Genomic DNA, 22,170 nt, shown 5'->3' with positions numbered 1-22,170 from the left:
CCGCGACTGATTGACTTTTCTCAATCGGTCGCTCACACTGATTGGCATGTCCCAATCACCCGATCCGCGGAGCGATGAGGCGATGGATGCCGAGATCCGCGCCGAAGCGCGCGCCGAGGCATCCATCCCCGCGTCCCGTGGCAGCGCCGCCGACGCCGTCGAAGCCGACCAGGCACCCGCCACCGCAGGGACGGCCCGCTCGCTGTGGCGCGACGCCAACTTCATGCGCATGTGGGGCGGTCAGGCGTTCAGTCAGTTCGGCGCGCAGATCACCGAGCTCGCGATCCCCGTGCTCGCGGTGCTCATCCTCAACGCGACGGAGTTCGAGGTCGGCGTGCTCACCGCATCCGGGTTCGCGGCGTTCCTGCTCGTGGGGCTGCCGGCGGGGGCGTGGATCGACCGGATGCGCAAGCGTCACGTCATGATCGTCGCCGATGCGGTGCGCGCCATCGCGCTGGCGGCGCTTCCCCTGCTGTGGTGGGCCGGCGTCCTCCACATGTGGCACCTGTACGTCGTCGCTCTCATCATGGGCATCGCGACCGTGTTCTTCGATGTCTCGTATCAGAGCATCGTCCCGTCGCTGGTGCGTCCGACGCAGATCGCCGAGGCCAACGGCAAGTTCGAGTCGACCGCTCAGGTCGCGAACATCGCCGGTCCCGCTGTCGGTGGCTGGCTCGTCGCCGTCGTGACCGCACCGTTCGCCATCGTCGTGACCGTGTTCACCTACATCGCGTCGTTCATCGTGCTGTCGTTCACGCGTGACAACGAGGTGGTCACCCCGAAGCACGAGCGCGCCCCGATCATGCATGAGATCGGCGAGGGCATCAGGTGGGTCTTCGGCAACCGCTACTTGCGTCGCATCGTGGGCTGCACGGGTTTGTCGAACTTCGCGAGCAACATCTCCTTCACGCTTCTGCCGATCTTCCTGCTGCGCGAGCTCGGGTTCTCCCCCGCATCGCTGGGACTGGTCTTCGCCCTGGGCTCCGTGGGAGGGCTCCTCGGCGCGATGGCGACTCCGCACATCGTCCGATGGGTCGGAGAGGCTCGCGCGATCCCCGTCAGCGCGATCGCGTTCAGCATCGCCGGGCTCTTCCTTCCGGTCGCAGCCCTCGTGCCGACGATCGCGCTGCCGCTGCTGACCGTGCAGATGTTCATCGGCAGCTTCATGGTTCTGCTCTACAACATCACGCAGGTGACCTTCCGCCAGCGGGTCACCCCGCCACGGCTCCTCGGCCGCATGAACGCGTCCATCCGCTTCGTCGTCTGGGGGGTCACGCCCATCGCGGCGCTCCTCGCAGGCGGACTCGGCGCCTGGCTCGGCGTCACGACGACGATGTGGATCGGCGCGGTCCTCGGGCTCGCCTCGGCGCTCTTCGTCGTCACCGGGCCGTTCTGGACGCTTCGCGAGCTGCCGACCGCCGACGACCGCTGAGGTCAGGCGGCGGGGTTCCTCCGCACGATGCCCATGATGGCGAACACGAGGGTCGCGAGGTAGGCGAGCCCGATGACGATGCCCGCGACACCGCAGATCACGGCCGCCGCATCGTTCGTGACGAATCCGCCCGTCCAGTTGGTGAGCGCCGTGTTCGCCGGTCCGCTGTCGCCCGCGTCGGGCACGGTGAGGGATGCCACGAGGAACGCACCCCACAGCACGAACGTCGCGGTGTCGTACCAGCGCCGCGTCGCCTTGGCCTTGCGCACCTCGCGATCGAAGACGGTGAGCAGAGGCGGCAGGAGCAGCAGCAGGATGACGAAGAAGCCGTAGACGATGCCGATCACCGCGAGCCAGCCGGCATCGGCACCGACGAACGCGCGCCCGACGAAGAAGAACGCCGGCAGCACGACGGCCGCGATCCACTGCGTGATGAAGACGAAACGGCCGGTGCCTGCGATGTGCATGCACCGACCGTACCGTCAGCGGACTCAGTCTTCGAGGATCGCCTCGACCACCTCATCGTCGTGGGCCGCAGGCCCCGCGCTCGTGAGCGCCAGCGCGGAGCCGTCTGCCGAGACATCCACGCGCACGACGTCGCCGTCGCGGATCGTCCCCGCGAGGATGCCCATCGCGAGGCGGTCCTGGATCTCGGACTGGATGAGTCGGCGCAGAGGGCGGGCGCCGAAGAGCGGGTCGTACCCGCGCTCGGCGAGCCAGGCTCGCGCGTCGGGCGTCACGGCGAGCGTCAGCCGGCGGTCCTTGAGGCGGCGCTGCAGCGCGTCGACCGACAGCTCCACGATCTGCGCGAGGTCGTCCTCGGTGAGAGCGTGGAACACGACGGTGTCGTCGAGGCGGTTCACGAACTCGGGCCGGAAGGCCTGTCGCACGAGCGCCATCACCTGGTCGCGCTTCTCGTCGGTCGACAGGGTCGGATCGATGAGGATCGGCGAGCCGAGGTTGGACGTCAGGATCAGGATGACATTGGTGAAGTCGACCGTGCGACCCTGGCCGTCGGTCAGACGACCGTCATCCATCACCTGCAGCAGCACGTCGAAGACCTCGGGGTGCGCCTTCTCGACCTCGTCGAGCAGCACGACCGAGTACGGGCGCCGGCGCACGGCCTCGGTCAGCTGACCGCCCTGCTCGTAGCCGACGTAACCCGGAGGAGCGCCGACGAGCCGCGAGACGGAATGCTTCTCGCCGTACTCCGACATATCGATGCGCACCATGGCGTGCTCGTCGTCGAAGAGGAACTCGGCGAGCGCCTTGGCGAGCTCGGTCTTGCCGACACCCGTCGGGCCGAGGAAGAGGAATGAGCCCGTCGGTCGGTTCGGGTCGCTGATGCCCGCGCGGGAGCGCCGCACGGCGTCCGCCACCGTCTTGACGGCGTCCTTCTGCCCGATGAGCCGCTTGCCGAGCTCGTGCTCGAGGTGCAGCAGCTTCTCGGTCTCGCCCTGCAGGAGCCTGCCGACCGGGATGCCCGTCCAGGCCGCGATGACCTTCGCGATGTCTTCGTCGGTGACCTGGTCACCGACCATGCGGTCCTCCGCGGTCTCGAGCTTCTCGGCCTCCATCACCTGGCGTTCGAGGTTCGGGATGTCGGCGTACAGCAGCCGGGACGCCCGCTCGAGGTTGCCCTCGCGCTGCGCCCGCTCGGCCTCGATTCGCGCGGCGTCGAGCTTGGTCTTGAGATCGCCGACGAGGTTGAGCGACGCGCGCTCCTGCTCCCAGCGGTCCTGCAGCTCCTTCAGCCGAGACTCCTCCGCGCCGAGCGTCGCGCGCAGGGTCGCGAGGCGCTCCTTCGACGCGTCGTCCTTCTCGCGCTTGAGTGCCATCTCCTCGAGCTTGAGGCGATCGACGTGCCGGCGCAGCTCGTCGATCACGAGCGGCGCCGAGTCGATCTCCATGCGCAGGCGCGACGCGGCCTCGTCGATCAGGTCGATCGCCTTGTCGGGAAGCTGACGGCTCGGGATGTAGCGGTTCGACATGGATGCCGCGGCCACGAGGGCACCATCGGCGATCGCGACCTTGTGGTGCGCCTCATAGCGCTCCTTCAGACCGCGCAGGATCGCGACGGTGTCCTCGACGTTGGGCTCGCCCACGTAGACCTGCTGGAAGCGGCGCTCCAGCGCGGCATCCTTCTCGATGAACTCGCGGTACTCGTTGAGCGTCGTCGCGCCGATGAGGCGCAGCTCGCCGCGCGCGAGCATGGGCTTGAGCATGTTCGACGCTGCGACCGATCCCTCACCGCCGCCCGCGCCCATGAGCACGTGCAGTTCGTCGATGAAGGTGATGATCTGACCGTCGGACTCGGTGATCTCCTTGAGCACGCTCTTGAGGCGCTCTTCGAACTGGCCGCGGTACATCGCACCCGCGACGAGAGCCGAGATGTCGAGCGTCACCAGCTCCTTGCCCTTGAGCGACTCGGCGACGTCGCCCGCGACGATGCGCTGCGCGAGGCCCTCGACGACGGCGGTCTTGCCGACGCCGGGCTCGCCGATGAGCACGGGATTGTTCTTGGTACGGCGCGTCAGCACCTGGCTGACCCGACGGATCTCGCTGTCCCGCCCGATGACGGGGTCGAGCTTGCCCTGGCGGGCGCGGTCGGTGAGGTTGATCCCGAACTGCTCGAGGGCGCTCTGCGCGTCCTCCTGCCCGGGCTGCTGTGTGGCGTTCATTCGTTCTCCTGAAAGTCGTCCGGCAAAGTTGAGCCGTGTTGACTCAAGTTTAGCAGGAGGAGCTTACCGGGGCAATGCCACTTCGACCACGCCCTTACGTGCGCGGGAACCGGCGCGTAGGGTCTCGGGCGGCGGCGCCAACGAGGGTGACCGTCTCCCCCGAAAGGAAAACCATGTCCCCGAAGATTCGTGGAGCGGGAGCGGTCATCGCCGCCGCCGCTCTGTTGGGATCGATGGCGCTCGCAACCCCCGCGTACGCCGTACCCAAGAGCGACGTCGACAAGATCACGAAGGCCGTCACCGTCGACGGCGTCCTCAAGCACCTCAAGAAGCTGCAGCAGATCGCCGATGCGAACGGCGGCAATCGCGCCGCCGGACAGCCCGGTTACTCGGCATCCGTCAACTACGTCGTCAAGGAGCTGCGCGCTGCGGGTTACTCGCCGCAGATCCAGGAGTTCGGCTACACGAACTACGCCGACACGACGACGCTCACCCGCGAGGACCCCGCGACCGCGTGGGCGTACGGCAGCGACTTCATCCAGAACCGTTTCGACACCGGCGTGCCGGAAGGCACGGGCACCGGGCCGCTCGCGCCCGTCGACCTCGTCGTGCCCTTCCCCGCGAACGGCACGAGCACGAGCGGATGCGAGGCCGCGGACTTCGCCGGTTTCGTTCCCGGATCGGTGGCGCTCATCCAGCGCGGGTCGTGCGACTTCACGCTGAAGGCGCTCAACGCCCAGAATGCGGGAGCGGTGGGCGTCATCGTGACCAACGACGGTCGTGACGGTCTCGTGGGCATGATCGGCGACGCCACCGGACTCACCATTCCGGTCATCTTCGCCGCCTCGGGCGTCGGCGAGGACCTCGCCGCGACACCCGGTGCAACCGTGAGCGTCACCGTCGCCTCGACGCGCACGGTCGCGTACAACGTCCTCGCCGAGACCAAGACCGGCGACGACGCCAACGTCGTCATGGCCGGCGCGCACCTCGACAGCGTCCTCGAGGGCGCCGGCATCAACGACAACGGCACGGGCAGCGCCGCGCTGCTCGAGACCGCCATCCAGATGAAGAAGATGAAGCCCACCAACACCGTGCGCTTCGCGTGGTGGGGCGCAGAGGAGGAAGGGCTGCTCGGCTCGGAGCACTACGTCAGCACCCTCACTCCCGAGCAGATCGAGGCGACGGCGCTCTATCTCAACTTCGACATGATCGGCTCGCCGAATTACATGCTCGGCGTCTACGACGGCGACCAGTCCGATCTGGCGGCCCCGGTGCCGATCCCGGCGGGTTCGGCGCAGATCGAAGCCGTGTTCAAGGACTTCTTCGCTCAGAGGGGCCTGTTCTCGGTCGCGACGGAGTTCTCGGGCCGCTCGGACTACGGCCCGTTCATCGCGGTCGACATTCCGGCCGGCGGCCTGTTCACGGGTGCTGAGGGCGTCAAGACCGCCAACGAGGCTGCGCAGTTCGGCGGCAAGGCGGGCGTTGCGTACGACCCGTGCTACCACGCCGCGTGCGACAACTTCACCGGCGCCGGGCAGGACCCGGCGGTATACGGCGGTTTGAAGAAGCTCAAGGGCAACGTCAGCAAGCCGGCGCTCGATGTGAACTCCGACGCGGTCGCCGCGGCGATCGTCACCTTCGCCGCGGATGTCACGTCCGTGCGCGGCGCGGACGTCGGGGCGCGAAAGGCGGCGCCCGAGATCGACATCAACACCCTGCGCGACTGGTTCACCCAGTAGGCGGACGCCGGCGGGCGGTGGGCATCGTGATCGGTGCCCACCGCCCGATCAGGCGACGGACTCGAGCGTCGGGACCACGGCATCCCGCGCCTCGTCGGTGCAGCAGAAGCGCGCCCGGTACGCCGTCGGAGTCGTGCCGAGAGCGCGCGAGAAGTTCTGGCGGAGCACCGCGGCCGAGCCGAAGCCGCTCTCGTAGGCGATGCGATCGAGGCCGAGGTCGGTCTTCTCGAGCAGCCGCTGGGCGTGCATGATGCGCTGGCGCGCGAGCCATGCCGCCGGGGTCGCGCCGAAGTCGGCCTTGAACCTCCGGGCGAACGTGCGCGGAGACATGTGGGCTTTCGCCGCGAGCTGATCGACCGTGAGCTCGTCACGGAGGTTGTCGAGCATCCAGTCGCTCACCGGCGCGAGCGAGAGCGACTGCACCCGCGGCAGCGGTCGGTCGATGAACTGCGCCTGGCCGCCGTCGCGCTGCGGCGGCACGACCATGCGACGCGCGATGCGGTTGGTCATCTCGGCGCCGAGCTCCTGACGCAGCAGGTGCAGGCACGCGTCCAGGCCCGCGGCGGTGCCGGCGCTCGTGATGATGCGGCCGTCCTGCACGTAGAGCACGTCGGGGTCCACGTCGACGGCGGGGTACATGGCGGCCATGCGATCGGCGTACATCCAGTGCGTCGTCGCGCGGCGGCCGTCGAGGACTCCGGATGCCGCGATCACGAACGAACCGCTGCACACGCTCAGCACCCACGCGTCGCGCGCGACGGCGCGCCGGATGACGTCGAGCACGCGCTCGTCGACGCTGCTCCAGTACTGGTGCGGCACCGGCGAGACGACGACGAGATCCGCCTCGTATGCGAAGGACAGGTCGTGGTCGACGTTGATCGAGAACCCCATCTTCGAGTGGACGGCGCCGGGTTCGGGGGTGACGATGCGGAAGTCGAAGCTCGGGATGCCGTCATCCGTCCGATCGAGGCCGAACGCCTCGCACGCGACGCCGAACTCGAAGGGCGCGAATCCGTCCTGGACGATGACGGCGACGGTCTTCATGGATGCTCCCGGTTGCTCGTGGCAGGAATCGTGCGAACTGTGGCTATCCTGCCACTCGTGGCAGTCAGAGCACAAGCGTAGCGTTACTGCCATGTTCCTGGTGATTGTTCTCTCAGCCCTCGCGGCCCTCGCGGTCGCCGCCACTCTCAACGCCCTCGCGAAGGACGGCTACCACCGCGTGCCGACCGACCGCACCCGCCTGCCCTGACGTCAGCCGCGCACGCGGTCGTAGATCTCGATCATGGCGGCGGTGCGCGACGACTGACGGAATCGCTCGCGGATCGTCGGGTCGGGCGTCGGCGCCGCGCCGGCCGTGATGTCCGCGGCCGCGCGGCGCAGCGTCTCGGCGAGCGCGGCGGTCGAGGCATCCGGCACCTGCCAGAAGCCCGCACCGAGTTCGTCGGCGAGATCAGGGTCGCTCACGATCGACGGCGTGCCGAGCGAGGCCGCTTCGAAGATCGTCATGCCCTGCGTCTCGAAGCCGATCGAGGTCTGCACGACGGCGTCGGCTGCCTGGATGCGACGCAGCGCGTCCGCGTACGGCAGCTTGCCCGCGAACGAGACGTTCGCGCGACTCTTCTCGGCGAGCCGACGCGCGGCTGCGAGCTGCGCGCCGCCGCCGATCAGCTCGACGTCGGCATCCACTCCGGACTCGACGAGCGCCTCGAGGAAGGGCAGCAGCCGCTTCTCGGGACTCATGCGACCGAGCCACACGAAGCGCGGGCGACCGGGCGCGCGCTCGAGCGGCGCATCGGCGAGCGCGGCCGCGAGATTGTCGTCGTCGATCCCGTTCCACACCACGTCGACGGCTCCCGAGGCGGGGACCACGCGATTGCCCTCGAGCCGACGCGCGAAGTGCGCCGACGGCGCGGTCACGGCATCCGATCGCACCGCCAGCCGGCGCAGGAACGACCACCCCTCGCGGCCGGGGGTGCGGTCCCCGAGCACGCGGCGCTCCCACCAGTTGAGGAATCGAAGGACGAGGCCCGGGAACGGCGACATCGCCGCGATGCCGACCTCCAGCCGGTTGTGCATGGTGTGGACGACGGGCGTGCCGTGCCGTCTCGCATACCGATGCCCGATGAACGCGCCCCAGAAGTCCGCCTGCACGTGGACGACATCGGCCGGAGGCCGACCCGCGAGAGCCGCGTCGACCCGACGATCCGTGCGCCGCCCCGGCCAGGTGAGCGAGTACTCGCGGTCGAACGTGATCGGGATGGACGGCAGGTCGACGTACGCGTCGGATGCCGGGGCCGACCGGCCGCGCGGCCCGTGCATCGCGGGGGCGACGATCGTGACGGTGTGCCCAGCCTTCTCGAGGAACCGCCGCTGGAGCCGCATCGAGACCTGCGCACCCCCGAGCGACTCGACGTGCTGATCGCCGAACATCACGACGTGCACGGCGGCTACTCCGGCAGCGGTTCGTCGCGGTACAGCGCCTCGAACGTCTCGAGCGTCCGCGTGATGTCGTGGATGACGACGCCGTCGAGCGAGGCCTTCTGCATCCGCATGCGGTCCTCGGGGCTCGCGGTCAGGACGTCCGTGATGCGGGCAGCGAGCGCGTCGACATCGCCCGGCGGGAAGAGATACCCGTTCTCGCCGTCGTGCACGAGGTGCGGCAGGGCGACGGCATCCGCCGCCACGACCGGCAGCCCCGACGCCATCGCCTCGAGCGTCGCGATCGACTGCAGTTCGGCGATCGACGAGATGACGAAGACGCTCGCGTTCGTGAGGTACGAGCGCAGCTCTTCGTCCGAAGTCGCACCGTGGAACGTGACGCGGTCGGTGAGGCCGAGCTGAGACGTGAGCTGTTCGAGCGCGCGCTGCTGATCGCCCTTGCCGATGACGTCGAAATGCACGTCGAGCGAGGGGTCGAGCTTCGCGATCGCGCGAAGCGTCACGTCGATCTGCTTCTCGGTCGTGAGGCGACCGAGCGAGACGATGCGGTTCGCGCCGCGGGGCGAGAGGTCCGGCGTGTAGTTGCGGGCGTCGATCCCGCACGAGATGGCGATGACGTCGTCGATCTCGATGGTCTTCTCGAGGAACTCCGCGGCGCGCTTCGTGGGCGTCGTGACCGCGCGAGCCATGTCGAGCGTGCGCTTCGCGTCCGCCCACGCGAGCTTCACGAAGACCCTGTCGAGGAACGGCGGGAGCGTCGTGAAGTCGAGGATGTTCTCGGCCATGATGTGGTTCGTCGCGATGATCGGGATGCCGCGCTTGCGCGCCTCGCGAGCGAGACCGCGACCGATCACGATGTGCGACTGGATGTGCACGACATCCGGCTGCACCTGATCGAGCGCCTTGCGCGCGTAGTGCTTGGCCATCCACGGCAGGACGAACGTGAGCCAGTCGTGCGGGGGCCAGCGCCATGAGGGCAGTCGGTGCATCGTCACCTGTTCGCCCTCGATGACCTCCTGGAAGGTGCCGTGATTGCGGTGTCCGGCGCTCGGCGCCATGACGTGCACGTCGTGCCCACGCTCCACGAGACCGGCGGCGAGCCTCTCGGTGAACCGGGCCGCGCCGTTGATGTGCGGCAGGAACGTGTCGGCGGCGATGAGGACGGTCAGCGGTCGCGCGTCGTCGGCGTTCGATGCATCGGGCGTCTCGGGGGATGTCACGGGATGCGGGTTGCCATTTCTGTGCGCGAAGCTCTGCGGCGGTCACGCGAGCGGAGGGTGCGTGCGGCCCCTCCACTGTACCCGAGGGCTTTCCCGGTCCCTGGGAGGGGAACGTACGCTGGTCTCATGCCGCGACTCCAGGCCGACGCCGACCCCGCCCTCTGGGTGCCTGTCACGGAGTCGTTCGGCTGGCGCGGTCGCCGCCACCGCAAGGCCGCGATCCGCATGCTGCTGTCGCAGGCGAACCGCGCGATGGGCACTGACGAGCGACCGGGCAGTTCGGTCGCGGCGTGGGCGATGAGCCAAGCGGCGCCCTTCCTCATGAAGCGTGCGGCAGGTCGAGTTCTGGTATGGGTGTGGAAGGCCGATCCCGAACTCGTCGTCGTCATGGCGCAGATCCAGGAGGCGACGGCGCAGCTGCGCACGGCACGCGCCATGATGCCGATGGAGTACGACGACACCGAGTCGTTCCGCAGCATCCACCTCGGAATCGGCGAGAAGCTCGCGATGCCGCTCCCGCAGGACCAGCGCACTCCCCCGTTCGCGACCTACACGTGGGACACCGGCACGCACTTCGTCACGGTGACGGCGGTCTGCGCTGAGCGCGAGCGCTTCGGAACCGTCATCGGTGCGATCGATGACGTCGCGCGTACCCTGCGGATCGTCGACGACCTGACGGTGGGCGAGAGCCCCGAAGTGCTCCGGCTCGATCCGTCCTGACAGGGCTCAGACCTTGAGGTCCTGCTTCGGCACGACGACCTCGCGGATCACCAGCAGGATCGACGCCATCACCGGCAGCGCGACGAGCACGCCGATGATGCCCATGAGCGCGCCGCCCACCATCGCACCGATGAGGACGAGCGCCGCGGGGATCTGGATGGCGCGCGTCATGACCCGTGGACTCACGACGTACGACTCGAGCTGGATGTAGACGAGGTAGCACACGGCGAAGATGAGCGCCTGCGTCGGGCTGGTGAACAGCGCGACCGTCGTGCCGAGGAAGAGGAAGATCACCGAACCGAAGAGCGGGATGAGCGTGATGACGAACGCGATCGCGGCCATGAGAGCAGGGAACGGCAGCCCGATGACGATGTGCAGCAGCAAGACGACGCCCGCATTGATGACCGAGAGCACGACGGAGCCGAGGAGCGAGCTGCCGACGGACTTCGTGACTCGCTCGGTCATGTCGCGCAGCTTCGGCCGGGAGTGCGCAGGAGCGAGGGAGTAGAGCGCCTCTTTCATGCCCGTGAGCGACGCGAGGAAGTAGAGCGTGAGGGCGACGATGATGAACCCGGCCGAGACGGCACTCACGAAGCCGATGCCGACCAGCAGCACACCCCCGCCGATCGCGGCGATCGTCTCGGGCCGCGCCAGCCCTTCTGCGATCTGCGCGAGACCGACCGTCACCGTCGCCTGGAAGTCCTCCGGCAGCGAGCGGAACCAGCCGGAGTCGACGATGTCCTTGACGCCCTGCGGGATCGAACGCACGAGCTCGCCGACCTGCGCGATCACAGGAGGCAGCACGAACACGGCGACCGCCGCGACGAGAAGAGCGAACACGATGAACACGATCGCGATGCCGACTCCTCGCCGCACTCCCCTGCGTTCGAGGGACCGTACGACGGGATCCAGCCCCAGGGCGACGAACAGCGCGAGCACGATGTAGACGAGGATCGTTGTGATCGAACCGATCGCCGAGCCGAGGACGAGACCCCCCAGCACCCCCAGCGTCGCGATGAACGCGAGGACGAGTGGGCCCTGGATCGTCGCCAGGACGCTTCGTCGGTGTTCGACAGGAGCAGTCTCGACGGGGGCGGTCGGAGCGGTCGGGGCGACGGGGGACGACTCGGGCGCGTTGCTCATACGCCCGAATCTAAGGCCAGGCCGCCGCGGGCGACTCACCCCATGCGGGCGACATCCGGCTCCTCGATGAGACCCAGCTCACGGGCTCGCGCGATCGCGGCATCCCGCCCGTTCGCGCCGAGCTTGCGGTAGATGTGCGCCATGTGGGTCTTCACGGTATTGAGCGACACGAAGCAGCGCGCCGCGAGCTCGGCGTTGGTCAGGCGGCTGGGCAGATATGCGAGCAGTTCGAGCTCGCGCGCCGTGAGCGGCTCGATGAGCGTCTCCATGGGCGGCCGCTGCGAGGCGATGCCCGTGCGCTCGAGGATGACACGACGGAAGCCGTCGGGAGCGCCGGGCAGCTCGCGGATGAGCTGGAGCACCCGAGAGCCGGCCCGTCGGAACGGCTGCACGAGCTCCTCAGGCTGCGCCGCATCGAGTGCGCGCCGCAGGTGTTCACGCGACTCCGGTAGGCGACGTTCGAGATCGGCGATCCACGCGCCGAGCAGCTGCACATCGACGTACACCGACGGCGGCATCGGATCCGGAAAGGCGAACGACGCGAGCCTCGTCCGCGCGGCGCCCGGGTCGCCGCTCGCGAGCATGCTGGCGACATCCTCGTACGCCACACGCGACCAGGTGCGCGTGTTCGTCGGCTTCGCGGGGCGCCCGCTCTCGCGCTGCTGTCGGCGCGCGATCGCTTCGAGCGCGTCGGCGACCAGCGGCGGCGGTGGCGTGGCGGGCGAATGCGCCGTCAACTCGGTGCCGTCGGGGTCCACGAGTCGTGCCTCCGCGTGCGCGATCCACATGAGCTGCGCCCGCGCGTTGGAGGCGGCGCGCACATACCCCTCATGCAGGGCGAAGGCACCGGCTTCGGGTTCGCCGCGCTTGATCGCGACGAGCGAGCGGGCGAGGTAGGCGTCGGCAGGCGCGGCATGAGTCAGCAGATCGAGCTGGCGGGACATCTCGAGTGCCTCATCAGCGAGGTCTGTCGCGCGGCGGAGGTAGCCGTCCCACGCCTCGGCGAGCGCGAGCGATCCAAGGGCATGGATCCGATACGGCGCGTAGGCGCTGCGGTCGCCCTCCAACGCTTCGCGCATGAGCGCCCGCGCGGTCCCGCTGTCACCGAGCAGCAGGTGCCCGCGGGCGACGGAGATCTTCGCGAAGATCTCCAGCGTCGCCGGTTGAGTGAGGTTCAACAGATTCGGCAATGCGACGTGGTCGTCGGTCGTCGCGAGCAGCTCGAGGGCCCGAGTGCCGTCCTCGATGTAGACGCGCGGATGCGGCAGGAACTGCACCAGCCCCGACAGGTAGGCGTTTCCGACGACCTGCATGCCCGATGTCACAGCGGGATCCGCCAGAAGCTCGCGAGCGGCGGTCTCGGCGATGACGGGGCGGCCCGACATTCCCTCGAGCACCGCGTACAGCAGCTCGGCATCCTCTCTCGGGCGACGCTCCTCGCTGGGGATCTCCGCGAGCCAGCGTGCGACGGTCGCCGTCTCGCCCCGCTCATAGACCTCTCGCCCCCGAGTGAGGATGAGATCCATCGCTCCGCTCCAGTGGGATCCCGCCAGGAGCGCTTCGATGGCGATGGCGAGATCGCCATGCGACGTGTGCCACTCCGCCACCGTCCGGAGGAGGGATGCCTCGGCGTCGATGTCGGTCGCGCGCAGCCGATACCGCAGCAGATCGCGGAAGAGATGATGGAAGCGGAACCGACCGGGCTTGCCCGCGACGGGGATGACGAACAACGACTCCCGCTCGAGCTCACCGAGGAACGCCGCCCCATCGCCCATACCCGCGACTGCTTCGACGACGCCCGGAGTCAGCTCGTCGAGCACCGAGAGATCCAGCAGCGCCTGGAGCCGCTCAGGAGACTGCGCGTCGAGCACTTCTTCGCTCAAGTAGTCGATGACGAGCCGATCGCTGTCGACGAGGGCGTCCATGAACTGTCGGGCATCGGTGCGGAAACGCAGTCCCAGACCTGAGAGCTGGATGCCGGCCGCCCAGCCCTCGGTGTGCTCGACGACCGCGGCGGCCGTTTCGTCGTCGATCGAGCGTCGGGTGATCCGTGACAGCAGCGCGGCCGCCTCGGCGCCATTGAACGCGAGGTCGGACTGACGAAGCTCGACCGGTGCGTACTCGAGGCGATGCCGACTGAATCCGAGCGAAAGATCGATGCGCGAGGAGAACACGAAGTGCGCGTTGCCGGGCAACCTGTCGACGAGCCGCCACAAGTCGGTCACGATCTCGCGATTAGAGAGCCGATGGAGATCGTCGAAGATCACGACGACCTCCTCCAGCGCGTCTGCGAACGACGCCGCGAGCGCCTCGATGAGCGCGTCGCCCAGGCCCGTCGATGCCGCACGGGGCGCGTGCGCGAGCTCGGCGAACCCCTCCGAGATACCCTGCAGCTCGTCGATCAACCGCCGCGCGAAGTACACGGCGTCGTCGTCGGCGCCGCTGAGATCGAGCCAGCCGACGAGCACACCGTCGAGCGCCGCCGCCCACTGAGTGAGCAGCACGCTCTTGCCCGACCCGGCCGGGGCGACGAGCAGGGTCAGCGGGGCATCCATCCCCACGTCCAGCCGAGCCCTCAGATCGGGCCGGTCGACGGCGTGGGGCGGTGCTGATCGGGGGACTGGCATCGGGACCGCCTTGCACGCGACTTCTCGCGTTTCGGCAGAATCATCCCACACGGGTGACCTCACGCGCGGCACCGCTGTTGCACGATGACCTCAGTCGTGTCCCGCCCCATCGCCGCGAGGAGGCCCGCGTGTCCGCACACGAAGTCGCGATCGTTCTGAATGGCCGGATCGGGTCCGATCTCGCGGGTGCGCTGGAAGGCTTCACTATCGACACGGCGGAGCCGGAGGTGACCACGATCACCGGTCGCGTCCCTGACCAAGCTCGGCTCCTCGGGCTTCTGGCCATGTTCGACGACCTGCACATCCAGGTCATCTCGATGAACCCCGTCACCTCGGCATGACGGTAATTCTCACCCCCGAGGGGTGACGCAGCGAGCGCGTGCGAAACCTACTGTCGTCACAGCACGGGCGACCCGGCCCGTTCCTACGAAATGGATTGTCATGGACTTCTGGTCTTGGATCGCGTGGTTCTTCTGGGCGTTCGTCTTCTTCGCGTACCTCATGGTGCTGTTCTCGATCCTCGCCGACATCTTCCGCGATTCGAAGATGAACGGCTGGGGCAAGGCGATCTGGATCATCTTCCTGATCTTCGTCCCGTTCCTCACCGCCCTGATCTACCTCATCGCGCGTGGCAACGGCATGACGAAGCGCTCGGTCGCCCAGCAGGCCGAACTGCGCGCCGCGCAGGAGGACTACATCCGTCAGACCGCCGGCACGGGCGGCACTTCGGTCGACGACATCGCGAAGGCGAAGTCGCTGCTGGATGCCGGGGCCATCACGCAGGCGGAGTTCGACGCACTGAAGGCGAAGGCCCTCGCGGGCTGACATCCTTCTCCTTATGGACTCGACGGCTCTCGCCAACCTCATCTGGGCGGTCGCCTTGGTCGCGGATCTCGCGATCAAGGTGATCGCCCTGATCGTCATCCCCCGCGATCGCAAGCCCACCGCCGCGATGGCGTGGCTGCTGCTGATCTTCCTGCTGCCCTTCGTCGGCATCCTGATCTTCCTGCTGATCGGCTCCTTCCGACTTCCGAAGAAGCGCCGCGACGAGCAGGCACGGATCGACCGCATCATCGTCCAGCGCGCCGCGACGCAGTCCGACGTCGTCGCCGATCCGTCGGAGTGGCCGCGGTCGTTCCAGCGCATCGTCGAGCAGAACCAGCGACTGACGGGCCTCCCTGCCGCCGCGGGAAACAGCGCCGAGCTGTTCGACGACTACCAGGGCTCGATCGACGCGATGGCGATCGAGATCGACCGCGCGACGACGTTCGTGCACGTCGAGTTCTTCATCGTCGCGTGGGATGACACGACCCGCGGCTTCTTCGCCGCGATGGAGCGCGCCGTCGCGCGCGGAGTGACAGTGCGGCTGCTCGCCGACCACGTGTCGTCCAAGCGCGTCGCGGGCTCGAAGGAGACCTTCGCCGAGCTCGACCGCATCGGCGTGACCTGGGCGTGGATGCTGCCCGTCATGCCGTTCAAGGGCAAGTGGCAGCGCCCCGACCTGCGCAACCACCGCAAGATCGTCGTCGTCGACGGCATCGTGGGCTTCGTCGGATCGCAGAACCTCATCGCGCGGCACTACGACTCGCCGAGTCACATGAAGCGCGGCCTCAAGTGGCAGGAGCTCGTCTCCCGCGTCACGGGGCCGGCCGTGGCATCCATCAACACCGTCTTCCTCTCGGACTGGCTCATCGAGACGGGCGAGATGCTCGAGGACGAGCACGTGGTCGCAACGGCGCTCGAACGCACGACGGGTCCCGACGCGCTGGTCTGCCAGCTCGTGCCGTCCGGACCCGGATACGACACCGAGAACAACCTGCGACTGTTCCTCTCGCTCATCTACGAGGCGAACGAGAGGGTCATCCTCACGAGCCCGTACTTCGTGCCCGACGAGGCGATGGTCTACGCCATCACCTCGGCCTGCGAACGCGGGCTCGAGGTGCAGCTCTTCGTCTCTGAGATCGGCGACCAGGGTCTCGTCTATCACGCGCAGCGCTCGTACTACGAGGTGCTTCTGAAGGCGGGCGTGCGGATCTTCCTGTACCCGGCGCCGTTCATCCTGCACTCGAAGCACTTCTCGATCGACGACGAGATCGCCGTGATCGGCTCGAGCAACATGGACATCCGCTCGTTCAGCCTCAACATGGAGATCTCGATGCTGGTGCGCGGTCGTTCGTTCGTGAGCGGCATGCGCGAGATCGAGCAGAAGTACCGGGATGCCGGGCGCGAGCTGACCCTCGAGGAGTGGCACCGCGAGCCCGCCAAGGCCACGTTCCTCGACGGCCTCGCGCGCCTCACCTCGGCGCTGAACTGAATCATCCCTCCGGGGTGACGACCCTCCGGGCCGGGAACGGGAGGCTTGAGGCATACCGTCACCAGGACCCGGAGGTACCCATGACCACATTCGACTACGGTCCGATCGAGTTCTATGCGATCGGCTTCGAGGGCGACACACCCGGACCGGGCGTGCTGCAGGCGATCGACGACCTCGTCGCGGCCGGAACGGTCAACGTGCTCGACCTCGTCTTCGTCGCACGCTCGCTCGAGAACGAGCTCACGCTGCTCGAGCTGTCCGACACGGTCGTCTCGGACGCCGCGCCGGCGCTCGACCTCGCGGGCCTCGCGAGCGGTGAGGACATCGCCGACCTGGCCGCGGGCGTCGCACCCGGCACGTCCGCCGCGATCCTCGTCGTCGAGCTCCTGTGGGCGAAGGCTTTCGCAGGCGCCCTCTGGGATGCCGGAGGAGCCGTGCTCGCGCGGCAGGGCATCCCCGCGCCCCTCGTCAACGCCTACCTGTCCGAACACGCGGCCTGAGAGAGGAACGACAATGCTCGGAAGAATGGGACGACCCGGCCTCATCGGCCTCGCGGCGCGAACGGCCGTCGTGGCCGGAACGGCGACCGCTGTATCGGGCGGCATCGCGTCGCACCAGGCGAACAAGGCCAATCAGGCAGCCGAAGCGCAAGCGTGGGAGGCCCAGCAGCAGCAGGCGGCGATGAACGCCGCTGCCGCGCAGGCCGTCGCAGCCCAACAGGCTGCCGCGCCCGCGCCACAGGCTACCGCGGGGGGAGGATCGGATCTCATGGCACAGCTGAACCAGCTCGCCCAGCTGCACGCGCAGGGGATCCTGTCGGACGAGGAGTTCGCTGCGGGCAAGGCCAAGCTGCTCGCCTGACGTGTACGACGAAGAACGGGGGTGCCAGGCTTCGGCACCCCCGTTCTTCGCGTGTGCGGCTACTGCCGTGCCATCGCGATGCGCATGCGTTCATCGGGGTCGATGAAGTGGTCGTGGTCGTCGAGACCGAGGTCGATCTGCACCCACGCGATCTTGCCGATGAACCGGCTCGTCTGCGGGGTGTACTCGCTGCTCACACCCGTGCCCGAGTCGTAGCCGATGTCGGTCGTCTCGTCGGCTGAGAAGATCATCGGCTGCGTCGCCCCGACCCGGCCGGTGCCCGCGAGCTCGCCGTCGTAGTAGATGCTCACTCCGCCGCCCTTCGCGAGGCCGCCGCCGTCGTAGGCGAACTCCATCCGGACCTGGTGGGTGCCCGCCGCGAGCGGCTCCTCGGCGCGCGTGACGAACTCATGGATGCCCAGGACGTTGTAGTCGAAGACGGCGCGACCCTCGTGGAAGTAGATCGTCCAACCGCCGAAGCGCCCGCCCTGTGCGATGACGACGCCGTTCGCTCCGGCGGCGGGGACGGTGATCTCCGCTGTCACCGAGAACGACTTGTTCTTGACGCTCACGACGCTGTTCTCGGAGAGGCGGCCCATCCCCGAGAAGAGCAGCTGCGATGTGCCCCGCAGGAGCGTCGGCCTCCCGGCGAGGTCGGAGTTGAGACGCTCACCAGTGCGATCGTCGATCGGCAGCACGTTGTACTTCACCGCTTCGATGAGCCAGAGTCGCTGCAGGGCTCGCAGCCGATCGGGATCCTCTTTCGAGAGGTCGCGAGCCTGGCTGTAGTCGACGCTTCCGTCGTACAGCTCCCACACGTCGTCGTCGAGCGCCGCGGTCTGCTCCATCAGCAGCCACGGCGTGCGGTGCTTCGTCACGGCGCTCCAGCCGCGGTGGTAGACGCCGCGATTGCCGAACATCTCGAAGTACTGCAGATCGTGACGCTCCTCGGCATCGGGCGCATCGAAGGCGTAGAGCATGCTCGTGCCCTCGATGGGCGACTGCTGCACGCCGTTGACCATCGTGGGCTCCGGCAGTCCTGCCGCCTCGAGGATCGTCGGAGCGATGTCGATGACGTGCGTGAACTGCGAGCGGAGTCCGCCCTTCTCGGCGATGCCCGCAGGCCAGTGCACGATCGCACCGTTTCGGGTCCCGCCCCAGTGCGAGGCGACCTGCTTCGTCCACTGGAACGGCGTGTCCATCGCCCACGCCCACCCGACGGCGTAGTGGTTGTACGACGTCGGCGAGCCGAACTCGTCCATCTTCGACAGCATGAACTCCGGCGTCTCGAGAGCGGCCATGCCGTTGAAGTTCGCCATCTCGTTGAACGCGCCGTTGGGGGTTCCCTCGGCGGAGGCCCCGTTGTCGCCGATGATGTAGTAGATCAGCGTGTTCTCGAGGATGCCGAGGTCCGCGATCGCATCGATCACCCGCCCGACGTGGTGGTCGGTGTGCTCGAGGAAGCCCGCGTACACCTCCATCTCGCGCTCGAGCACCGGCTTGAGCTCTTCGGGCATGTCGTCCCACGCGGGGATCTCGGCGTGACGAGGGGTGAGCTCGGCGTCGGAGGGGATCACCCCCATCTCCTTCTGCTTGGCGAAGGTCTTCTCTCGCTGCGCGTCCCAGCCGTCGGCGAAGGCGCCGCGGTATTTCTCGGCCCACTCGGGCGGCACGTGGTGGGGTGCATGGGTCGCCCCGGGGGCGAGGTAGGCGAAGAACGGACGCTCGGGCATGAGCGCCTTCTGCGTGCGGATCCACCCGATCGCGCGATCGGCGAGATCCTCCGTCAGGTGATAGCCCTCCTCCGGAGTCGCGGGCGGCTCGACGGGGGTCGTCCCCTCGTAGAGAGCGGGCTCCCACTGGTTCGCCTCGCCGCCGATGAAGCCGTAGAAGGTCTCGAACCCTCCGCCCGCCGACGGCCACGCGTCGAACGGACCCATCGGCGAGGACTGCCACACCGGCACTTCGTGGCACTTGCCGAACTGCGCCGTCGAATAGCCGTTGAGCTTGAGAGTCATCGCGAGCGGAGCCTTCGTGTTGGGTCGCAGCGAGCTGTATCCGGGCGCCGAGGTCGCCGTCTCTGTGATGCTGCCCATCCCCGCCGAATGGTGGTTGCGACCCGTCAGCAGGGCCTGCCGGGTCGGCGCGCACAGCGCCGTCGTGTGGAAGCGGTTGAGTGTGAGCCCTCCCGCCGCGAGCTTCTCCGCATTCGGGGTGGAGCACGGCCCGCCGAAGGCGCTGGATGCTCCGAAGCCGACGTCGTCGAGCAGGACGATGAGCACGTTCGGCGCGCCTTCCGGCGGCAGCAGCGGCTCGATCGGCGGGAACGACGTGTCGGGATCCCTCGCGTCGAACGTCGTGAGCCCGGGTGCGGGCAGGTCCGGAATCGGAAGCATCGTGCGGGCGTGCCGGTCAGCGCTCATGGTGAGACCTCTCTCGGGATACGCCTGCACGCTAACCGGAGGGTGGCGCGGACTCGTCACCCGTTCTGGGTGACTTCGCGTCCTCACCCGTCGTCATGCGTCGCGCCTCGCGCTAGCCTCGGATGACGGGGCGAAGGGATGACTGTGCAACGACCTCTCGCGGGCCTCACGCGCAAGAACGTGGGCACGGAGCTCCTGGCCGGAGTCACGCTCCTCGCGATCGCGATCCCGCTCAACATCGGGTACGCGCAGATCGCCGGGCTCCCCCCGACGGCGGGTCTGTACGCGCTCATCGTGCCGACGATCGTCTACGCGCTCGTCGTCTCATCACGCCAGGTCGTCGCATCGCCGGATGCCGCGGCCGCGGCGCTCGTGGCGTCATCCATCGGCGGCCTCGCAGCCGCGGGATCCGCGAACTACGCGACGATGGCGCTCGCACAGGCGATCATCTCGGGCATCCTGTTCCTCCTCCTCGCCGTGTTCAAGCTCGGGTTCCTCGCGAACTTCCTCTCCAAGCCGATCCTCGTGGGCTTCGTCGGCGGCCTGGCGCTCGACATCCTCGTCTCGCAGATCGCCAAGATGCTCGGCGTCAAGATCGACTCGGGCGGGGAGTTCACAGGCAAGGTCGTCGGGCTCGTCACCGGGCTGCCCACGATGAACGTGTGGTCGCTGCTCATCTCGATCGGGTCGATCGCGATCCTCCTCGTCGGTCGCCGCTTCCTGCCGGTCGTACCCTGGGCGCTGGTCGTGTTGATCGTCGCGACCGTCGTCGTCGTGATCTCGGACGCGGATGACGCGGGCGTCGATGTCCTCGGCACCGTGCCCGCCGGTCCCCCGCAGCTCACGTGGCCGATCCTCGGGTGGTCGATGTGGTTCGCCCTCATCCCGTCGGCGATCGCCCTCACGATGGTGACGACGGCGGAAGGTCTGCTCGTCTCGAGGTCGTACGGCGAGAAGCGGCACTATCCGACGAGCCCCAACCGCGACCTGTTCGCCTTCGGTCTCGGCAACCTCGCCGCAGGCGCCCAGGGCAGCTTCGCGATGGGCTCCTCGACGAGCCGCACCGCCGCGATGGACCAAGCGGGTTCGCGCACGCAGCTGCCGTCGTTCGTGCTGGCGGGCGGCACGCTGGTGCTGCTGATCTTCGGCACGGCGCTCCTCGCCGACATCCCGTCGCCCGCCATCGGTGCGGTCGTGGGCGTCGCGATCCTCCCCCTTCTCGGCATCGCGGAGTTCCGCACGCTCTGGCGTCTCGACCGGTTCGAGTTCTGGATCGGCGCCGTGTGCTTCCTCGTCACCCTCTTCATCGGCGCGATCCCCGGCATCCTCGTCGCCTTCGTGCTCGCTCTCATCAATCTCGCCAAGCGCGCCGCGACGCCCGCGATCGACGTGCTCGCCCTCAACGACAACCCCGCCGACTCGCTCCTCGAGGAGGCACCGCACGGCTCGGTGACGGCACCCGGGGTCATCGTCGTGCGCATGGCGGCGCCGCTCTTCTTCGCCAACGGCGACGTGTTCTCGACCGCCGTGAAGTCTGCCGTGACGGCAACGGGGGGCGCCGATGCCGTGCACCACGTCGTGGTGGACATGGAAGCCGTCACCGACGTCGATGTCACCGGGTCTGAGGCTTTCGAAGGGCTGCGCGATTGGCTCGACGGTCAAGGCATCTCGCTCGCGTTCAGTCGCGTGCGCAGCGACGCGCGCGATCGTCTCGCGCGCTTCGGCATCCTCGGAGATGCCGACGTCTACCCGACCAACCGCGCCGCGGTCGCTGCGCTCACGCCCTCCCCCACGCTGGTGGACAGGATCCGCGCGAAGCTCTTCCCGGACCACTCGCCACCGGCCGGGCCGATCAACATCACGAGGAGCAGCAACTGATGGGTGCCGTCATCGGCCAGGTGCTTCCGCTCGCACTCGGGGTCGCGATCAGCCCGATCCCGATCATCGCGGCGATCCTCATGCTGCTCTCGCCGCGGGCGCGGGTCACGAGTGTCGGCTTCCTGCTCGGCTGGGTCGCGGGCATCATCGTGGCGGTCACGGTCTTCACGCTCGTTTCGTCCACCGTGGCGCCGGCGGATCCGGATGCCTCGAATCCGGTGCAGGGCGTCGTCCAGCTCGTCCTCGGGGTGCTGTTGATCGTGCTCGCCGCCGGGCAGTGGCGCAAGCGCCCGAAGGAGGACGAAGAGCCCGAACTGCCGAAATGGATGAAAGCGATCGACGGCATGGGATTCGCGACCGCGCTCGGTCTGGCGTTCCTGCTGTCGGCGATCAATCCCAAGAACCTCCTGCTCGCCGCGGGTGCCGGCGTCGACATCGGCTCAGCCGATCTCGCCGTCGGCGAGGTGATCGTCGTCATCACGGTGTTCACCGTCATCGCGGCATCCACCGTCCTCGTGCCTGTCGTGGGCTACCTCATCGCGTCCGCGAAGCTGCGCGGACCGCTCGACGAGCTGAAGGGCTGGCTCGAGCGCGAGAACACCGTCATCATGGCCGTGCTGCTGCTGTTCATCGGCGTCTCGCTGATCGGCAAGGGCATCGGAAGCTTCTGACAACCACCACGAAAGGATC

Annotated in this window: 18 protein-coding genes; 10 read left to right on the top strand and 8 right to left on the bottom strand. The window is 68.2% G+C overall.

The annotated features are described in order from the left end of the window. The first annotated feature begins 46 nt into the window (after positions 1-46). On the top strand, positions 47-1,432 hold the full coding sequence (locus MA876_RS05385) for an MFS transporter (protein ID WP_248146729.1): 1,386 nt from the start codon (positions 47-49) through the stop codon (positions 1,430-1,432). A gap of 2 nt (positions 1,433-1,434) precedes the next feature. On the opposite strand, the gene MA876_RS05380 is transcribed toward MA876_RS05385, so the two are convergent. Beyond that, a complete protein-coding gene (locus MA876_RS05380) occupies positions 1,435-1,899 on the bottom strand; it encodes a hypothetical protein (protein ID WP_248146728.1) in 465 nt (154 codons plus the stop codon). A gap of 24 nt (positions 1,900-1,923) precedes the next feature. Then, complete coding sequence (locus tag MA876_RS05375) at positions 1,924-4,113, bottom strand: ATP-dependent Clp protease ATP-binding subunit (RefSeq protein ID WP_248146727.1); 2,190 nt, start codon at positions 4,111-4,113, stop codon at positions 1,924-1,926. A gap of 173 nt (positions 4,114-4,286) precedes the next feature. On the opposite strand from MA876_RS05375, the gene MA876_RS18965 reads away from it, so the two are divergent. Further along, positions 4,287-5,852 (top strand): M20/M25/M40 family metallo-hydrolase, encoded by a 1,566-nt coding sequence (locus tag MA876_RS18965; RefSeq protein WP_275561823.1) that lies wholly within the window; start codon positions 4,287-4,289, stop codon positions 5,850-5,852. Between the two features lie 48 nt (positions 5,853-5,900). On the opposite strand, the gene MA876_RS05360 is transcribed toward MA876_RS18965, so the two are convergent. From MA876_RS05360 to MA876_RS05350, 3 genes are all read right to left on the bottom strand, one after another. Beyond that, positions 5,901-6,896 (bottom strand): GlxA family transcriptional regulator, encoded by a 996-nt coding sequence (locus MA876_RS05360; protein WP_248146726.1) that lies wholly within the window; start codon positions 6,894-6,896, stop codon positions 5,901-5,903. Positions 6,897-7,106: 210 nt separating this feature from the next. After that, positions 7,107-8,297 carry a glycosyltransferase family 4 protein gene (locus MA876_RS05355; RefSeq protein ID WP_248146725.1) on the bottom strand — a complete coding sequence of 397 codons (1,191 nt, stop codon included), beginning with the start codon at positions 8,295-8,297 and terminating at the stop codon, positions 7,107-7,109. Between the two features lie 5 nt (positions 8,298-8,302). Next, a complete protein-coding gene (locus tag MA876_RS05350; protein ID WP_248146724.1) occupies positions 8,303-9,514 on the bottom strand; it encodes a glycosyltransferase in 1,212 nt (403 codons plus the stop codon). A gap of 126 nt (positions 9,515-9,640) precedes the next feature. Here MA876_RS05350 and MA876_RS05345 point away from each other — a divergent pair, with 126 nt between their 5' ends. After that, complete coding sequence (locus MA876_RS05345; RefSeq protein ID WP_248146723.1) at positions 9,641-10,234, top strand: hypothetical protein; 594 nt, start codon at positions 9,641-9,643, stop codon at positions 10,232-10,234. A 6-nt stretch (positions 10,235-10,240) separates the two neighbouring features. Here MA876_RS05345 and MA876_RS05340 read toward each other — a convergent pair whose 3' ends face one another. Then, positions 10,241-11,377: an AI-2E family transporter gene (locus tag MA876_RS05340; protein ID WP_248146721.1), complete on the bottom strand. Its 1,137-nt coding sequence runs from the start codon at positions 11,375-11,377 to the stop codon at positions 10,241-10,243. 35 nt (positions 11,378-11,412) lie between these two features. Continuing rightward, the gene (locus tag MA876_RS05335) at positions 11,413-14,004 is read right to left on the bottom strand and encodes a winged helix-turn-helix domain-containing protein (protein ID WP_248146719.1); all 2,592 of its coding nucleotides are present in this window, start codon (positions 14,002-14,004) and stop codon (positions 11,413-11,415) included. A 128-nt stretch (positions 14,005-14,132) separates the two neighbouring features. Between MA876_RS05335 and MA876_RS05330 the strand changes: the two genes are divergently transcribed. The 5 genes from MA876_RS05330 to MA876_RS05310 all read left to right on the top strand — a co-directional run bounded on the left by MA876_RS05330 (position 14,133) and on the right by MA876_RS05310 (position 17,179). After that, entirely contained in the window at positions 14,133-14,345 is a 213-nt protein-coding gene (locus MA876_RS05330; RefSeq protein WP_248146717.1) for a DUF8691 family protein, read from the top strand. A gap of 100 nt (positions 14,346-14,445) precedes the next feature. Then, positions 14,446-14,829, top strand: a complete 384-nt coding sequence (locus MA876_RS05325; RefSeq protein ID WP_248146715.1) for an SHOCT domain-containing protein — start codon at positions 14,446-14,448, stop codon at positions 14,827-14,829. Positions 14,830-14,842: 13 nt separating this feature from the next. Then, positions 14,843-16,318 carry a cardiolipin synthase gene (cls, locus tag MA876_RS05320; RefSeq protein ID WP_248146714.1) on the top strand — a complete coding sequence of 492 codons (1,476 nt, stop codon included), beginning with the start codon at positions 14,843-14,845 and terminating at the stop codon, positions 16,316-16,318. Between the two features lie 80 nt (positions 16,319-16,398). Next, a complete protein-coding gene (locus tag MA876_RS05315) occupies positions 16,399-16,818 on the top strand; it encodes a DUF6325 family protein (protein WP_248146712.1) in 420 nt (139 codons plus the stop codon). A gap of 25 nt (positions 16,819-16,843) precedes the next feature. Then, entirely contained in the window at positions 16,844-17,179 is a 336-nt protein-coding gene (locus MA876_RS05310) for an SHOCT domain-containing protein (RefSeq protein ID WP_248146710.1), read from the top strand. A 59-nt stretch (positions 17,180-17,238) separates the two neighbouring features. On the opposite strand, the gene MA876_RS05305 is transcribed toward MA876_RS05310, so the two are convergent. After that, positions 17,239-19,602 carry an arylsulfatase gene (locus MA876_RS05305; RefSeq protein ID WP_248146708.1) on the bottom strand — a complete coding sequence of 788 codons (2,364 nt, stop codon included), beginning with the start codon at positions 19,600-19,602 and terminating at the stop codon, positions 17,239-17,241. A 138-nt stretch (positions 19,603-19,740) separates the two neighbouring features. Between MA876_RS05305 and MA876_RS05300 the strand changes: the two genes are divergently transcribed. Both MA876_RS05300 and MA876_RS05295 read left to right on the top strand, forming a co-directional pair. Beyond that, positions 19,741-21,480 (top strand): SulP family inorganic anion transporter, encoded by a 1,740-nt coding sequence (locus tag MA876_RS05300; protein ID WP_248146706.1) that lies wholly within the window; start codon positions 19,741-19,743, stop codon positions 21,478-21,480. After that, the gene (locus MA876_RS05295; protein ID WP_248146704.1) at positions 21,480-22,151 is read left to right on the top strand and encodes a GAP family protein; all 672 of its coding nucleotides are present in this window, start codon (positions 21,480-21,482) and stop codon (positions 22,149-22,151) included. The genes MA876_RS05300 and MA876_RS05295 overlap by 1 nt, the downstream gene beginning before the upstream one ends. The last annotated feature ends 19 nt before the right edge of the window (positions 22,152-22,170 follow it).

This window comes from Microbacterium aoyamense (genome assembly GCF_023155855.1).
GTDB classification, from domain to species: domain Bacteria; phylum Actinomycetota; class Actinomycetes; order Actinomycetales; family Microbacteriaceae; genus Microbacterium; species Microbacterium aoyamense.
Note: the sequence above shows the minus strand (reverse complement) of the source record. Positions and strands in the feature narration are given on the sequence as shown.

Coding starts and splice junctions, on each gene's coding strand:
- MA876_RS05325 (WP_248146715.1), top strand. CDS start 14,446: ATGGACTTCTGGTCTTGGATCGCGTGGTTCTTCTGGGCGTTCGTCTTC.
- MA876_RS05310 (WP_248146710.1), top strand. CDS start 16,844: ATGGGACGACCCGGCCTCATCGGCCTCGCGGCGCGAACGGCCGTCGTG.
- MA876_RS05360 (WP_248146726.1), bottom strand. CDS start 6,896: ATGAAGACCGTCGCCGTCATCGTCCAGGACGGATTCGCGCCCTTCGAG.
- MA876_RS05315 (WP_248146712.1), top strand. CDS start 16,399: ATGACCACATTCGACTACGGTCCGATCGAGTTCTATGCGATCGGCTTC.
- MA876_RS05335 (WP_248146719.1), bottom strand. CDS start 14,004: ATGCCAGTCCCCCGATCAGCACCGCCCCACGCCGTCGACCGGCCCGAT.
- MA876_RS05300 (WP_248146706.1), top strand. CDS start 19,741: ATGACTGTGCAACGACCTCTCGCGGGCCTCACGCGCAAGAACGTGGGC.
- MA876_RS05295 (WP_248146704.1), top strand. CDS start 21,480: ATGGGTGCCGTCATCGGCCAGGTGCTTCCGCTCGCACTCGGGGTCGCG.
- MA876_RS05380 (WP_248146728.1), bottom strand. CDS start 1,899: ATGCACATCGCAGGCACCGGCCGTTTCGTCTTCATCACGCAGTGGATC.
- MA876_RS05385 (WP_248146729.1), top strand. CDS start 47: ATGTCCCAATCACCCGATCCGCGGAGCGATGAGGCGATGGATGCCGAG.
- MA876_RS05375 (WP_248146727.1), bottom strand. CDS start 4,113: ATGAACGCCACACAGCAGCCCGGGCAGGAGGACGCGCAGAGCGCCCTC.
- MA876_RS05345 (WP_248146723.1), top strand. CDS start 9,641: ATGCCGCGACTCCAGGCCGACGCCGACCCCGCCCTCTGGGTGCCTGTC.
- MA876_RS18965 (WP_275561823.1), top strand. CDS start 4,287: ATGTCCCCGAAGATTCGTGGAGCGGGAGCGGTCATCGCCGCCGCCGCT.
- cls (WP_248146714.1), top strand. CDS start 14,843: ATGGACTCGACGGCTCTCGCCAACCTCATCTGGGCGGTCGCCTTGGTC.
- MA876_RS05340 (WP_248146721.1), bottom strand. CDS start 11,377: ATGAGCAACGCGCCCGAGTCGTCCCCCGTCGCCCCGACCGCTCCGACC.
- MA876_RS05305 (WP_248146708.1), bottom strand. CDS start 19,602: ATGAGCGCTGACCGGCACGCCCGCACGATGCTTCCGATTCCGGACCTG.